14 protein-coding genes are annotated in these 14,099 nt (G+C 72.2%); 8 read left to right on the top strand and 6 right to left on the bottom strand.

Going from position 1 to position 14,099, the window contains the following annotated elements; all coding sequences use genetic code 11:
• Positions 1–183 precede the first annotated feature (183 nt).
• Both VFO68_RS16875 and VFO68_RS16880 read left to right on the top strand, forming a co-directional pair.
• A complete protein-coding gene (locus VFO68_RS16875; RefSeq protein WP_325159251.1) occupies positions 184–1,479 on the top strand; it encodes a hypothetical protein in 1,296 nt (431 codons plus the stop codon).
• A gap of 6 nt (positions 1,480–1,485) precedes the next feature.
• Positions 1,486–2,247, top strand: coding sequence for an Abi-alpha family protein (locus tag VFO68_RS16880; protein WP_325159252.1), 762 nt, complete (start codon positions 1,486–1,488; stop codon positions 2,245–2,247).
• Between the two features lie 49 nt (positions 2,248–2,296).
• On the opposite strand, the gene groL is transcribed toward VFO68_RS16880, so the two are convergent.
• The 4 genes from groL to VFO68_RS16900 all read right to left on the bottom strand — a co-directional run bounded on the left by groL (position 2,297) and on the right by VFO68_RS16900 (position 6,492).
• The gene (groL, locus tag VFO68_RS16885) at positions 2,297–3,922 is read right to left on the bottom strand and encodes a chaperonin GroEL (RefSeq protein WP_325159253.1); all 1,626 of its coding nucleotides are present in this window, start codon (positions 3,920–3,922) and stop codon (positions 2,297–2,299) included.
• Between the two features lie 206 nt (positions 3,923–4,128).
• Entirely contained in the window at positions 4,129–5,418 is a 1,290-nt protein-coding gene (locus VFO68_RS16890; RefSeq protein ID WP_325159254.1) for a serine/threonine-protein kinase, read from the bottom strand.
• 125 nt (positions 5,419–5,543) lie between these two features.
• Positions 5,544–5,750, bottom strand: a complete 207-nt coding sequence (locus VFO68_RS16895; protein ID WP_325159255.1) for a cold-shock protein — start codon at positions 5,748–5,750, stop codon at positions 5,544–5,546.
• 94 nt (positions 5,751–5,844) lie between these two features.
• Complete coding sequence (locus VFO68_RS16900) at positions 5,845–6,492, bottom strand: TIGR00266 family protein (RefSeq protein WP_325159256.1); 648 nt, start codon at positions 6,490–6,492, stop codon at positions 5,845–5,847.
• 64 nt (positions 6,493–6,556) lie between these two features.
• Here VFO68_RS16900 and glp point away from each other — a divergent pair, with 64 nt between their 5' ends.
• The 4 genes from glp (at position 6,557) to VFO68_RS16920 (ending at position 12,181) form a co-directional block, all read left to right on the top strand.
• On the top strand, positions 6,557–7,771 hold the full coding sequence (gene glp / locus VFO68_RS16905) for a gephyrin-like molybdotransferase Glp (protein ID WP_325159257.1): 1,215 nt from the start codon (positions 6,557–6,559) through the stop codon (positions 7,769–7,771).
• Between the two features lie 197 nt (positions 7,772–7,968).
• Positions 7,969–8,685, top strand: a complete 717-nt coding sequence (locus VFO68_RS16910; protein WP_325159258.1) for a phosphatidylserine decarboxylase — start codon at positions 7,969–7,971, stop codon at positions 8,683–8,685.
• Positions 8,686–8,689: 4 nt separating this feature from the next.
• Entirely contained in the window at positions 8,690–9,676 is a 987-nt protein-coding gene (pssA, locus tag VFO68_RS16915) for a CDP-diacylglycerol--serine O-phosphatidyltransferase (RefSeq protein WP_325159259.1), read from the top strand.
• Between the two features lie 273 nt (positions 9,677–9,949).
• A complete protein-coding gene (locus VFO68_RS16920; protein WP_325159260.1) occupies positions 9,950–12,181 on the top strand; it encodes an AAA family ATPase in 2,232 nt (743 codons plus the stop codon).
• Positions 12,182–12,185: 4 nt separating this feature from the next.
• Here VFO68_RS16920 and VFO68_RS16925 read toward each other — a convergent pair whose 3' ends face one another.
• Together VFO68_RS16925 and VFO68_RS16930 are read right to left on the bottom strand one after the other, a co-directional pair.
• Positions 12,186–12,803 carry a LytR C-terminal domain-containing protein gene (locus tag VFO68_RS16925; protein WP_325159261.1) on the bottom strand — a complete coding sequence of 206 codons (618 nt, stop codon included), beginning with the start codon at positions 12,801–12,803 and terminating at the stop codon, positions 12,186–12,188.
• Positions 12,800–13,114 (bottom strand): DUF3263 domain-containing protein, encoded by a 315-nt coding sequence (locus VFO68_RS16930; RefSeq protein ID WP_325159262.1) that lies wholly within the window; start codon positions 13,112–13,114, stop codon positions 12,800–12,802. Before VFO68_RS16930 ends, VFO68_RS16925 begins: the two co-directional genes overlap by 4 nt.
• A gap of 98 nt (positions 13,115–13,212) precedes the next feature.
• On the opposite strand from VFO68_RS16930, the gene VFO68_RS16935 reads away from it, so the two are divergent.
• Both VFO68_RS16935 and VFO68_RS16940 read left to right on the top strand, forming a co-directional pair.
• Entirely contained in the window at positions 13,213–13,785 is a 573-nt protein-coding gene (locus tag VFO68_RS16935; protein ID WP_325159263.1) for a peptide deformylase, read from the top strand.
• Positions 13,786–13,862: 77 nt separating this feature from the next.
• Positions 13,863–14,099, top strand: a 237-nt coding sequence (locus tag VFO68_RS16940; RefSeq protein ID WP_414635519.1) for a trypsin-like peptidase domain-containing protein, incomplete at its 3' end; no start/stop codon positions are given.

Genomic DNA, 14,099 nt, shown 5'->3' on the forward strand with positions numbered 1-14,099 from the left:
CCCGCGGCCTGCCCCGCAGATCCGATCGCGCGCCCAGCAGACCCGACAAGCACTCCGTCGGCGGCCCGACAAGCACTGCCTGGGCGCCGGCTAGGTGGCTGATCCGATCGCGGCCAGCAAATCCGACAAGCACTGCCCCGGTGCTGGCTAGCTCCGGCACTCTCCGCCGGTCATGATGGGCCGATGAACATGGTGGCGATTGTGTTCGAGGACAAGCTCGTCACCGACCTCATCACGATTCCGTTGTTCACCGGGCTCATCGGCTACGTGACGAACTGGACCGGCGTGCTGATGCTGTTCCGGCCGCTGAAGTTCCGGGGCGTCCGCGTGCCCGGGCTGAAGATCCTGTTCCCGTTCCTGCCCCGGATGGTGCAGGTGCTGCCGCTGTTCCGGTACGACGGGCGGATCGGCTGGCAGGGCATCGTGCCCTCGCGCGCGGACAAGATGGCCAGCATCGCGGTGGACAAGGGCCTGGCCAAGCTGGGCAGCATCGGCGACTTCTACCGGGAGCTCGAGCCGGAGCAGATCGCCGAGCACCTGGTCACCATCGCCCGGGGCGAGATCCGGGCGGCGGTCGAGGAGATCATGCTGCGGGAGAACCCGCAGCTGTGGCGCGACCTGCCGCCGTTGATCAAGGAGGTCGTGCACGCCCGGGTCCAGCAGCAGCTGCCGGAGATCATCCGGAACCTCACCGACCGGATCGGCGACAACATCGAGGCGCTGATCGACGCCAAGCTGATGGTGATCCGCTACTTCGAGGCGCACCCGGAGCTGCTCAACAGCCTGTTCCAGGAGATCGGCCGCAAGGAGCTGCGGTTCATGCAGAACTTCGGCTTCTACTTCGGGTTTCCGATGGGCTTCCTGCTGGTGGCGCTGGTGCACGCGGTGCCGTACTGGTGGGTGCTGCCGCTGGGCGGGATGGTCATCGGCTGGCTGGTCAACTGGCTCGGTCTTACGATGATCTTCGAGCCGACCTTCCCGAACCGCTGGATCCCGTGGCGGCAGGGGCTGTTCATCAAGCGCAAGGACGAGGTGACGAAGGGATATGCCCGGATCATCTCCACGCACGTGATCACGTTGCACAACGTCGGGGACGAGCTGCTGCGCGGACCCCGGTCCGACCGCACCCACCAGATCCTGGAGGACACGCTGCGCCCGGCGGTGGACCGGGCGGTGGGGCGGGCCCGCACGGCCGTCCGGGTCGCGGTCGGCGCCCGCGAGTACGACCACATCAAGACCTCGCTGGCCGCGCAGGCCGCCGAGTTCGCCCCGATCGCGTTCGCCGACTCCGACTTCAACCGGCGGCAGTCCAACAAGATCTATTCCTTCGTGGCCACCCAGATGACGAAGATGGGGCCGGACGAGTTCGTGGAGATGCTGCGTTCGGCGATCAAGCAGGACGAGTGGCTGCTGTTCGTGCACGGCGGCGTGCTCGGCATCGTCGCCGGCCTGCTGCATCTGGTGATCTTCGGAGTGTGAGGTGGCATGACCCGGGACGCGAAGGAGCCGGAGGGCGGGCTGACCGGCCTGGTCCGGCTGGCGGTCGGCGTGTCCTGGCACGCGTTCACGTGGACCGTCGGCACGTCGCTGCACGTCGGCACCGAGGTCGTCCGGCGCACGCTGCGCGGCGAGTCCCCCACCGCGGTGCTGCACGACGTGTCGCTCGAACTGCGCAGCGTGGCCCTGCGGGCGCTCGGGCTGGACCCGGAGAACGGCACCTCAGCGCAGGAACTGCAGGCGCTCGGGGAGAACCTGCTGCGCCGTTCGGCCGACGTGACCGTCACCGAGGAGGGTCACCCCGCCTACGCCCGGATCCTGTCCGAGTTGGCGCCGGACGAGGCCCGCATCCTGCGCTACCTCTACCTGCACGGCCCGCAACCGTCGATCGACGTGCGCACCAACCGCCCGCTGGGCATCGGCTCGGAACTGGTCGCCGGCGGCCTGAACATGATCGCCGAGCATGCCGGCTGCCGGCACACCGACCGCATCCACCCCTACCTGACCAACCTCAACCGCCTGGGCCTGGTCACCTTCTCCAAGGAACAGGTCGCCAACCCCAACCGCTACCAACTCGTCGAGGCGCAACCCCACGTCGCCGACGTCATCCACCGCGCCGGCCGCGCCCCGCGCATCATCCACCGCAGCATCCATCTCAACTCCTTCGGCGCGGACTTCGTCGTCACCTGCCTGCCCACCACCAACGGCAGCCATCCCCCCGCTGTGACCCCGCCGGACGCCGGGACGTGAAAAAGCCCGGCTCGCGGGCGCGGGCCGGGCTTTTTCGGGTTGGCGTGGCTCAGAAGTCCATGCCGCCGGTGGGGTCGCCGCCGGCCGGGGCGGCCGAGGCCTTCTCCGGCTTGTCGGCGACAACGGCCTCGGTGGTGAGGAACAGGGCCGCGATGGACGCCGCGTTCTGCAGCGCCGAGCGGGTGACCTTGGCCGGGTCGATGATGCCGGCCTTGATCAGGTCCTTGTACTCACCGGTGGCCGCGTCCAGACCCTCGCCAGCCTTGAGGGTCTTGACCTTCTCCACCACGACGCCGCCCTCGTGGCCGGCGTTGATCGCGATCTGCTTGAGCGGAGCCTCGACCGCCACCTTCACGATGTTGGCGCCGGTCGCCTCGTCACCCGTGAGCCGCAGGCCGGCGAAGGCCTCCGCGGCGGCCTGCAGCAGGGCCACGCCGCCACCGGCGACGATGCCCTCCTCCACGGCAGCCTTGGCGTTGCGCACCGCGTCCTCGATGCGGTGCTTGCGCTCCTTGAGCTCGACCTCGGTGGCCGCGCCCGCCTTGATCACGGCGACGCCGCCGGCCAGCTTGGCCAGCCGCTCCTGCAGCTTCTCGCGGTCGTAGTCCGAGTCGCTCTTCTCGATCTCGGCCCGGATCTGGTTGACCCGGCCCTGGATCTGCTCGGGGTCACCGGAGCCCTCGACGATGGTCGTCTCGTCCTTGGTGACGACGACCTTGCGGGCCTTGCCCAGCAGGGAGACGTCGGCGTTCTCCAGCTTCAGGCCGACGTCCTCGCTGATCACGGTGCCGCCGGTGAGCACGGCCATGTCCTGCAGCATCGCCTTGCGGCGGTCGCCGAAGCCGGGAGCCTTGACGGCGACCGACTTGAACGTGCCGCGGATCTTGTTGACGACCAGGGTGGCCAGAGCCTCGCCCTCGACGTCCTCAGCGATGATCAGCAGCGGCTTGCCGGCCTGCATGACCTTCTCCAGCAGCGGGAGCAGGTCCTTGACCGACGAGATCTTGGAGCCGAACAGCAGGATGAACGGGTCCTCCAGGACCGCCTCCTGCCGCTCCGGGTCGGTGACGAAGTAGCCGGAGATGAAGCCCTTGTCGAAGCGCATACCCTCGGTGAGCTCCAGCTCCATGCCGAGCGTGTTGCTCTCCTCGACGGTGATGACGCCTTCCTTGCCGACCTTGTCCAGCGCCTCGGCGATCAGCTCGCCGATCGTGGTGTCAGCGGCGGAGATGGAGGCCGTGGCAGCGATCTGCTCCTTGGTCTCGACCTCCTTGGCGACCTTGTGCAGCTGCTCGGTGACCGCCTCGACGGCCTGCTCGATGCCGCGCTTGAGGGACAGCGGGTCGGCGCCGGCCGCGACGTTGCGCAGACCCTCACGAACGAGAGCCTGGGCCAGCACGGTGGCGGTGGTGGTGCCGTCGCCGGCGACATCGTCGGTCTTCTTGGCAACTTCCTTGACGAGCTCGGCCCCGATCTTCTCCCACGGGTCTTCGAGCTCGATCTCCTTGGCGATCGAAACGCCGTCGTTGGTGATGGTCGGCGCGCCCCACTTCTTCTCGAGCACGACGTTGCGGCCTCGGGGGCCGAGGGTCACCTTGACGGCATCTGCGAGGGTGTTCAGGCCACGCTCGAGACCGCGGCGGGCGTCCTCGTCGAACGCAATCAACTTGGCCATTGCGGTGTGGTCCTCCACATGGTGACGACGGGGTTAACCGTCAGTCTTGGACGTCACGTAGCTCGGCCAGGCGCGGTGCCCGCGACGGACGACCGGCCCCGGATCACGGGAAACCAGCCTCACCGTCCCGACCTCTTGGCAGTCGGAAGTCCCGAGTGCCAAGTCCGTGTTTAGCACTCTCACCCGACGAGTGCAAGAAGACCAGGTCAGCGCGAGGACGGTGGGCGAATCGGCAGCGAGGTGGGCAGCTTGCCGGTGTTCTTCGGCGCCTCGGTCGGGCTCTGCTCGGCGCCGCCCGGGCCGACCTGCACCTCGGGCACCGTGGTGCCCGGCTGCTCGGGGCCGCCACCGCCGCCGGGCTCGCCGGTGAACAGCAGCACCGCCCCGACGATCAGCGCGATGGCCACCAGCCCGACCAGCACCGGCACCACCCAGCGCGGGCCGGTGCGCTCCGCGGTGAAGGCGGCCCGCCCGACCGGCACCGGCGGCCGGAGCCGGACCGGCTCGCCCACCGACGAGTGCGCCCCCGGCGGGACCGGCGGCGGCATCCGGGGCGGAACCGGCGGCCGTGGCCCGGCCGGGGCCGGGTAGCCGCCGTGCCCGTTGCTCGCCGGCCCCGGTACCGGCCCGGCCGTCCGGCGCGCCGCCGGCACGTTCGGCTGCGGCACACCGGCCAGCGCCTGCCGCGCCGCGGCGACCAGCTCCCGGCAGTCGGCGTAGCGGCCGTTGGGGTTCTTCGCCATGCCGCGCCGGATCACCTCGTCGATCTGCGGCGGCAGCAGCACGAGCTCGGTGAGCCGGGGCGGCTCGCGGTTGAGGTGGCCCTGGATCACCTCGGGCACCTGGCCCTGGAACGGCGGCCGCCCGGCCAGGCAGGCGAACAGCACGCAGGCCAGCGAGTAGGCGTCGGTCCGGCCGTCCACCGGCTCACCGCGCAGGTGCTCAGGCGCGGCGTAGGTGGGCGAACCGAGGAAGTCCCCGCCCCGGGTCCGGTGCCCGGTGGCGCCCCGCCTGGTCAGCCCGAAGTCGGCCACGTAGACGTGCTCGGCCGTCGACTCCCGGCTGGTCACCAGCACGTTGGCGGGCTTGACGTCGAGGTGCACCAGACCGCGCTCGTGCAGGTTGTCCAGCGCCTCGGCGACCTGGCCGAGCAGCGCGAGCGCCCGGGCAGGCGCCAGCGGCCCGCCCTTGATCAGGCTGGCCAGGTCGGACCCGTCCACCAGCCGCATCGCGATGAAGAGCAGGCCGTCGACCTCGCCGAAGTCGTACAGCGGAACGACGTTGGCGTGGTCGATGGCCGAGGTGTTGCGGGCCTCGTCGACGAAGCGCTCGCGGAACTCGGGATCCTCGGTGAGGTGCTCGGCGATGACCTTGAGCGCGACCTTGCGGCCGAGCCGGACGTCGGTCGCCCGGTACATCACGCTCATGCCGCCCTTACCGAGCACACCGTCGATGCGGTAGTGCCCCAGGCGACGCCCGGTCAGGTCCTCCGACACAGTGCTCCATTCAAACGGGGACCAAGATCGCGCCGGCCCACGCTGGGCGGGATCTCGTCGGATGGAGCCTAACCGGGGGACGTGCCGTCCCGGGTGTGGTTAGCCCGGTTTCCCGACTCCGCGCGTCACATCTTCTGCACCTGCTCCGCCTGGGTTCGGCCGTCCCGCCCCGCGCCCACCTCGAACGAGACCTTGTCGCCCTCCTCGAGGGTCCGAAAGCCGTCCGCCTGGATCGCCGAGTAGTGCACGAACACCTCGATGCCCTGCTCGGACTCGATGAACCCGTAGCCCTTCTCGGAGTTGAACCACTTCACAGTGCCGGTTGTCGCCACGGCACACCCTCCAAACGCGTTCGAGCACGGCGCGGGGCGCGCCGTTCGCCGCGCCAAACCTACTGACTGTGCGCACGCTCGCAAGCCGAGACGACTACCGGCCGTCACCGGAGGTGGACAACCACTCGGCGAACGACCGGGGGCTGCGGGTCTGGGTGACCAGCTGGCCGGGCCCGGCGAAGTCGAGCACCAGGCCGTCGCCGGTGCGCACCGACTGCGGCAGCGCCTGGCTGGTGGCGCGCAGCCGGGCCTGGGTGTGGTCGGTGTAGGCGAGCAGGTGACCGGGCTCGACGGTGATCAGCTCGCCGCTGTCCAGGGTGACCACGTCGACCGCGCCGCAGCAGGACAACACCAGCGAGCCGGTGCCGGAGGTGTGCTCGAGAAACCCCACGTCCACCCCGAACAGCGCCCGGAACCCGGCCCACTGCGCGTCGGACACCACGGTGGCCGCACTGGCCAGCACCCCGCGGCGGGCGACGCACCAGCCGCCCAGCCCGTCCAGTTCGAGCAGGTAGACGTCGCCGGGCACGGCGGGGGCCAGGTCGACCCAGCCGCCCTCGGCCGGAGCGGTGAACGTGGTCGGCCGCCGCCTGCCGCGGGAGCCGCCGCGCAGCTTCGGCTCGACCAGGACGCCGTAGCTCGTGGCCACCAGCGCGGTGTAGTCGGCGAGCACGGTCTCGGCCGGCGCCAGCTGCAACCGGGCGACCCCGAACGCCGGAGTGTGCCGGGTACGGACCTGCATAAGTGAGCACTCTGGCACAAGGTCGGTGATCGATCGGTGGGCGACGCACGGGCAGGATGGGTCCGTGGCACACACCTCATCCGGACCGCGTTCGGTCGCCGAGCACCGGGCGGCGGTCGCCGCGCTGCTGCCGCCGCTGCCGGTCGCCGTCCGCGACCTCGCCGGCTGCCTGGGCCTGGTGCTGGCCGAGGACCAGACCGCCCCCGTCGCGCTGCCGCCGTTCGACAACTCGGCGATGGACGGCTACGCGGTGCGGGCGCGGGACGTCGCCGGCGCGAGCGAGCCGGACCCGGTGACCCTGCCGGTCGAGGAGGACATCCCGGCCGGCCGCACCGACGTGCCCCGGCTGCGGCCCGGCACCGCGCACCGGATCATGACCGGCGCGCCGCTGCCGGACGGCGCCGACGCCGTGGTCCAGGTGGAGCTCACCGACGCCGGCACCGAGCGGGTGGCGATCCGGGCGGCCGTCCCGGAAGGCACGCACCTGCGCCGGGCCGGCGAGGACGTGGCGCGCGGCGCCGCGCTGCTGCGCGCCGGCACCGTGCTCGGGCCGCCGCAGCTCGGCCTGGCCGCCGCGGTCGGCTACGCCGGGTTGCCGGTGCGCCGCCCGGCCCGGGTGCTGATCCTGTCCACCGGCTCCGAACTGGTCGAGCCGGGCACCCCGCTGCAACCCGGCCAGATCTACGAGTCGAACAGCGTGCTGCTGGCCGCGGCGGTGCGCGAGACCGGCGGCACCGCCACGGTGCTGCGGTTCGTGCCGGACGACGTCGCGGCGTTTCACGCGGCGCTGGCCTCGCACGCGGACCAGGTCGACCTGCTGGTGACCTCCGGCGGGGTGAGCGCGGGCGCCTACGAGGTGGTCAAGGACGCGCTGACCGGGCGCGGGGTGGAGTTCCTCCGGGTCGCGATGCAGCCCGGCGGGCCGCAGGGCCTCGGCCGGCTGGACGGGCTGGCGGTGGTCACCCTGCCGGGCAACCCGGTGAGCGCCGCGCTGTCGTTCGAGCTGTTCGTGCGGCCGGCGCTGCTCGGCGCGATGGGTCATCCGGTGGTGGACCGGCCCCGGACCCGGGCCCGGCTGGCCACGGCCCTGCGCTCACCGGCCGGCAAGCGGCAGTACCGGCGGGCCCGGCACGACGAGGGCCGGGTCGACGTGACCCCGATCGGCGGGCCCGGCTCACACCTGCTGGCCTCCTTCGCCGCCTCCAACTGCCTGATCGAGGTTCCGGAGCCGGTCACCGAGCTACCGGCCGGCGCCGAGGTCGACCTGATCCTGCTGTGACCTGAGCAGAGGGGACAACCGGCCGTAGTCTCTCGGTTACCGTTCGCGCTAGACTGGACGAACAATCTCGATTGCGCGGACGCATCCGATCGGCCGTGCCCCGTCGGGGGGAGCACGGCCAGATCGGATGCGTTGGTCCTGCTGGCGTAACGTGGTCAAGTCCGAATCCCACCCCGCCCCGAGGGACCGTTCAGCAGATGACCGCCGCCGAGAAGAAGTCCGGCACCCTCGCGCACTTCGTGCACCTGGCCAGTCAGGTCGTGCCGCCGATGCATCCGGCCGGCCGGCCGTTCGTGGCCGCCGCCGCCGGCACCGCACTGCTGCTGCGCCGGATCTCCCGCCCGCTCGGCCTGCTCGCCGGCCTGCTGGCCGCGTTGACCGCGTGGTTCTTCCGGGAGCCGCACCGGGTGACGCCCCGGCGCCCCGGCATCGCGGTGGCCGCGGCCGACGGCACGGTGGCGCTGATCGACACCGCCGTCGCGCCGCCCGAGTTGGGCCTCGGCACCGCCGAGCAGCAGCGGATCAGCGTGTTCCTGTCCGTGTTCGACGTGCACGTGCAGCGCGCGCCGGTGTCCGGCGAGGTGCTGCGCACCGCCTACCGCCCGGGCAAGTTCCTGTCCGCCGACCTGGACAAGGCCAGCGAGGACAACGAGCGCAACACCGTGCTGCTGCGTACCCCCGAGGGGCACGAGGTGGTGGTCGTGCAGATCGCCGGCCTGGTCGCGCGCCGGATCGTGTGCGACGTGCAGGCCGGGGACAAGGTGGCCGCCGGCGCCACCTACGGCCTGATCCGGTTCGGCTCGCGGGTCGATCTCTACGTGCCGCCGGGCAGCCGGATCCTGGTCGAGCCCGGACAGCGCACCATCGGCGGTGAGACGGTGCTCGCCGAACTGCCATCCCGGACCGAGGGCTGACCCGGTGGCACCCACCGCGCCCGGGGTGCGCGTGCTGCCCAACGCGATCACCGTGCTGGCCATGTGCGCCGGCCTGTCCGCCGTGCAGTTCGCGCTGCTGCACCAGTATCCGGCCGCGATCGCGGCGATCGCCGTGGCCGCCGGGCTGGACAGCCTGGACGGCCGGATCGCCCGGCTGCTGGACGCCACCAGCAAGATGGGCGCCGAGCTGGACTCGCTGTCCGACGCGATCTCCTTCGGCGTGGCCCCCGCCCTGGTGCTCTACGTCTGGAAGTTCCCCGACGACCGCAGCGGGTGGGTCATCGCGCTGGTGTACGCGGTGTGCATCATCCTGCGCCTGGCCCGGTTCAACACGCTGCTCGAGGACACCGAGCAACCGCCGTACACCAAGGAGTTCTTCGTCGGCGTGCCGTCCCCGGCGGGTGGGCTGCTGGTGCTGCTGCCGCTCATCGTCTGGATCGAGGCGGGCGCCGGCTGGTGGTCGTCCAAGCCGGTCGTGCTGGCCTGGACCGTGGCCGTGGCCGCGCTGCTGATCAGCCGGATCCCGACGCTGTCGCTGAAGACCATCCGGGTGCCGGCGAAGGCGGTGGCACCGCTGCTGGTGCTGGTCGGCCTGGTGGCCGCCGCCGTGATCACCTACCCGATGGCGGCGCTGGCCGTCGCGCTGGTGCTCTACCTGGCGCACATCCCCTACGCGATGCGCCGCAAGCACTGGCTGGCCCACCACCCGGAGGCCTGGGCCGTGCCGCCTCGGGAACGGCGGGCGATCCGCAAGGCGCACGGCCGGGTCAGCCGCCGGCTCGGGCTGCGGCCGCCGCTGCGCCGGGTGGCCGGTGCGGCCCGGCGGGCGGTGCGGCTGCCGCGCCGGGCCGGTGAGGCCGAGCCGCGGCTCGGTCCGGTGGTGCTGCCGCCGCGCCCGGTGTTGCGCAGGCGCAGCTGGCGCCGGACAGGCTTACGCCGCAACCCGCAACGCCCCGGGGAACCCCGCTAGGGCGCGCCGCCTCTCCGGAATTTTGGTGCGGGGTTGCGTGCCGGGGAACGGTGCGGGCATCTGGTGGATGTGGCTGGGTGCCGTCGCAATACCGCCTCTCCGGAATTTTGATGCGGGGTTGCGTGCCGGGGAACGGTGCGGGCATCTGGTGGATGTGGCTGGGTGCCGTCACGGTCCCCTGAGGTGCGGTACCGGCTCTCCGGACTTGGATGCGGTGGTTGGCTCTAGACCTGGGCGGGCGTTCGGGGGGTCGGGGGGCACTAGGCTCGGCGCATGCCGCAGATCACCCTTACCGCCCGGCATTCGCCGTCCGCGATCGACACCCGGCGCGGGGTCGTTCGGCTGCATCCGGAGGTGTTCGACGCGCTCGGCCTCCGGCAGTGGGACGCGGTGCGGCTCACCGGCGCCCGGGTGAGCTCGGCCCTGGCCGTGGCCACCGTGGAGGGCGGGCCGACCGGGATCGTGCTGCTGGACGACGTCACGATGTCCAACATCGGCATCACCGAGGGCGCCGAGGTGGTCGTCGCCCCGGTCGAGGTGGCCCCGGCCCGGACCGTGACCGTGGCCGGCTCGCGGCTGGCCAGCACGTCGCTGGCCCCGGAGACGCTGCGGATGGCCCTGCTGGGCAAGGTGCTCACCGTCGCCGACGCGGTGTCGCTGCTCCCCCAGGATCTCGCGCCGCCGCCCGGTTCGGACGTGACGGCGTTGCGCGGCAAGTTGTCCCGGGCGATCGGGGTGAGCTGGACGACCGAGCTGCTGACCGTGACGGCCACCGAGCCGAGCGGGCCGGTGTGCGTGCATCCGTCCACTGTGGTCGGTTGGCGGGACGGTGCGCGGACCGGTGAGAGCACCGCGCCGGCAGCGCCCGCCGAGGCGCCCGGCCGGCCCGCCGCGGCCGCACCGGCCCGGCCGGCCGAACCGGTGGTGCAGGTGCCGCCGATCGCCGACCTGGTCGGCTCGCACGACGCCGCGCGCCGGCTCACCGAATGGTTCGAGCTGACCTTCCGCCGCCCGGAGCTGCTCGAACGGCTGGGCGCGACGCCCCGGCTCGGCGTGCTGGTCACCGGGCCGGAAGGGGTCGGCAAGGCGACGCTGGTGCGGTCGGTGGCGCGGGAGGTCGGCGCCGAGGTGGTCGAGGTGGCCGCGCCGACGGTCGCCGCGCTCGAACCGGACGCCGCGGCCCGGCGGATCAACGACTGCATCGCGGCGGCCCGCGGGAACACCGACGGCGGCAGCCCGGCGGTGCTGCTGATCACCGACATCGAGGCGCTGGTGCCGGCGACGAACCCGCCGCCGCTGGCCACCGTCGTGGTGGACACGCTGCGGGCGGCGGTGACCACGCCGCGACTGGCGATCGTGGCGACCACCGCGCACGCCGAGGCCGTCGACCCACGGGTGCGCGGCGTGGAACTGCTGGACCGTGAGCTGTCGCTGCCGCTGCCGAACGCGCGCAACCGCACGGAGCTGCTGCGGGTGCTGCTGCGGGACACCCCGCTGGAGTCCGATGTGGACTTCGGCGCGCTGGCCGAGCGGACCCCCGCGTTCGTCGCCGCGGACCTGATCGCGTTGCGCCGGGAGGCGGCCGTCCGGGCGGCGCTGCGCCAGCGGGACGCCGACGAGCCGCGGATCTCGGGCGAGGACCTGTTCGACGCGCTGAGCGTGATCCGGCCGACCACGATGTCCACTTCGGACGCGTTGCAGACCGGCGGGCTGCAGCTCGACGACGTCGGGGACATGGTCGAGGTGAAGCAGGCGCTCACCGAGTCGGTGCTGTGGCCGTTGCGGTATCCGGACTCCTTCGCCCGGCTGGGCGTCTCGCCGCCGCGCGGGCTGCTGCTCTACGGTCCGCCGGGCTGCGGCAAGACGTTCCTGGTTCGGGCGCTGGCCGGCACCGGCAAGCTGAACGTGCTGGTGGTCAAGGGCGCCGAGCTGCTGGACAAGTGGGTCGGCGAGTCGGAGCGGGCGGTCCGCGAGCTGTTCCGGCGGGCCGCCGAGGCCGCCCCCGCCATGGTGTTCCTGGACGAGGTGGACGCGCTCGCGCCGCGCCGCGGCCAGTCCGGCGACACCGGGGTGGCCGACCGGGTGGTGGCCGCACTACTGACCGAGCTGGACGGCGTCGAGCCGCTGCGCGACGTGGTGGTGCTGGGCGCGACGAACCGGCCCGAGCTGGTCGACCCCGCGCTGCTGCGCCCCGGCCGGCTGGAGCGGCTGGTCTACGTGCCGCCGCCGGACGCCGACGCCCGCGCCGAGATCCTGCGGGCGGCGGCGAAGAACACCCCGCTGGCCGAGGACGTCGACCTGGACAAGCTCGCCGCCGAGCTGGACGGCTACTCCGCGGCGGACTGCGCGGCGCTGGTCCGCGAGGCGGCGCTGACCGCGATGCGCGAGGCCATGGACGCGGCCAGCGTCACCGCCACGCACCTGGCCGTGGCCCGGGACAACGTCCGGCCCTCGCTCGACCCGGTGCAGCTGGCCACCCTGGCCGCCTACGCCGAGCGCCGCTGAGCCGTCACTTCCCGCCGTAGTCCTTGGTCACGATGACGATCACGCCCGGGGAGGAGCTGATGATGCCCGGGAACCGGGGTTCGACCCGCAGGTTGAACTTTCCCCCCAGCTCCTTGGCGGCGGCCTCCTCGTCGGTGCCCGGCGTGAAGTAGGCGGTGCTGGTCGGGATCGTGCCCTGGTTGTAGTTGCCGACCTCCACGACGTTCCAGCCGTCGGCGCGGAAGTCGTTGGCGGCCTCGTTGGCCAGGCCGGTGATCGTGCTGTTGTTGTAGACCCGGACCGGAACGGACCGGGGGTTGGCCGGCGCCGGGGCCGGCGGGGCGGCGGTCGCGGGCGGCGGCTGGGAGGCGGGCGGCTGGGCCGGCGGGGGGTTCGTGGGGGTGCCGCTGGTCGGCGCACCGCTGGTTGGCGCACCACTGGTCGGCACTCCGCTGGACGGCGCACCGCTGGGCGGGGAACCGGGCTGGGACGGTTGGTTCGTGGGCTGCCCCTGCTCGCCGCCGTTGCCGCCGTCGATGAGCGTGAGGATGCCGAGGATGGCCGCCAGCACGGCGATACCGATCAGCACCAGGCCGACGATCCGCCCCGGCCGGGCCGATCCCGGGTCAACTACTGCACTCATGGTTTCTCAATCCCCAGCCGCTTGGCCGCGCGGGCGCGTTGCCGACCGGTGCGCAGTCGCCGTAATCGCTTGACCAGCATGGGATCGGCCTCCAGCGCCGCCCGCTTCTCGAGCAGCTCGTTGAGCAACTGGTAGTACCGCGTCGCCGACACCTCGAACTCGTCGCGGATCGCCTTCTCCTTGGCTCCGGCGTGCGCCCACCATTGCCGTTCGAAGGCCAGTATCCGGCGTTCCCGGTCGCTGAGTCCGGCCGGAGCCGCAGGGCGCGGGGCCGGCTGGCGGTTTTCCGCCGGCACCTCAGCGGCGTCCATGGGGCTCCCTGGAAATCACACGTGTGTCATTCCAGGGTCATTACATCACGCCGACCGCCAGCATGGGTGCCATAGGCGGGTTTCTAAGCTAACGGACCATGGCCGTTCGACCCATCCGCATCGTTGGCGATCCTGTTCTGCACCAACCGACCCGTCCGGTGGAGAAGTTCGACGACGAGCTACGCGCGCTCGCCGAGGACATGTTCGACACGATGGACGCGGCCAACGGCGTCGGCCTCGCGGCCAACCAGGTCGGAGTCGACCTGCGGCTGTTCGTCTACGACTGCCCGGACGCGGAGGCGGGCGCGCGCCGGCGGGGCCTGGTGGTCAACCCGGAGCTGGAGATGTCGGAGCGGCCGGAGATCATGCCCGATCCAGAGGACGACCTGGAGGGCTGCCTGTCCGTGCCGGGCGAGTCGTTCCCGACCGGGCGCGCCGCCTGGGCCAAGGTCACCGGGCAGGACCTGGACGGGGCGCGGGTCGAGGTGGAGGGTGGCGGCTTCTTCGCCCGCTGCCTGCAGCACGAGACCGACCACCTGGACGGCCTGCTCTACCTGAGCCGGCTGACCGGCCGGTACACCAAGGAGTCCAAGCGGACCCTCAAGCGCAACGGCTGGGGGGTGCCGGGGTTGTCCTGGGATCCGGCCACGTCGGAGGACCCGTTCGCCTGAGGTGAACAGGGAACACTGCTGGCGGGTGCTCGTTGTAGTAGCTGCAACGGTGTAATTCCCGACAGGTGGTGGTCGCGGTGTCCGACGACGCGGAGCTGCTGGACGCCTACTCGCGCACGGTGAGCGCGGTGGCCGCCCGGCTCACCCCCCACGTGGCCAGCGTGAGCCTGGACCGCGGCGGTGGTTCGGCCGTGGTGTTCGACGAGGCCGGCCACCTGCTGACCAACGCGCACGTGGTCGACGCCGGCCGGCGCGGCACCGCGACCTTCTCCGACGGCACCGAGACCCCGTTCCAGGTGGTCGGCACCGACCCG

Source organism: Actinophytocola sp. (assembly GCF_035712165.1).
Taxonomy (GTDB): domain Bacteria; phylum Actinomycetota; class Actinomycetes; order Mycobacteriales; family Pseudonocardiaceae; genus DASYTH01.

Bases quoted from the DNA above. Each gene is read 5' to 3' on its own strand.
- VFO68_RS16875 (WP_325159251.1), top strand. From the start codon at position 184: ATGAACATGGTGGCGATTGTGTTCGAGGACAAGCTCGTCACCGACCTC.
- VFO68_RS16880 (WP_325159252.1), top strand. From the start codon at position 1,486: ATGACCCGGGACGCGAAGGAGCCGGAGGGCGGGCTGACCGGCCTGGTC.
- groL (WP_325159253.1), bottom strand. From the start codon at position 3,922: ATGGCCAAGTTGATTGCGTTCGACGAGGACGCCCGCCGCGGTCTCGAG.
- VFO68_RS16900 (WP_325159256.1), bottom strand. From the start codon at position 6,492: ATGCAGGTCCGTACCCGGCACACTCCGGCGTTCGGGGTCGCCCGGTTG.
- VFO68_RS16910 (WP_325159258.1), top strand. From the start codon at position 7,969: ATGACCGCCGCCGAGAAGAAGTCCGGCACCCTCGCGCACTTCGTGCAC.
- VFO68_RS16920 (WP_325159260.1), top strand. From the start codon at position 9,950: ATGCCGCAGATCACCCTTACCGCCCGGCATTCGCCGTCCGCGATCGAC.
- VFO68_RS16925 (WP_325159261.1), bottom strand. From the start codon at position 12,803: ATGAGTGCAGTAGTTGACCCGGGATCGGCCCGGCCGGGGCGGATCGTC.
- VFO68_RS16930 (WP_325159262.1), bottom strand. From the start codon at position 13,114: ATGGACGCCGCTGAGGTGCCGGCGGAAAACCGCCAGCCGGCCCCGCGC.
- VFO68_RS16935 (WP_325159263.1), top strand. From the start codon at position 13,213: ATGGCCGTTCGACCCATCCGCATCGTTGGCGATCCTGTTCTGCACCAA.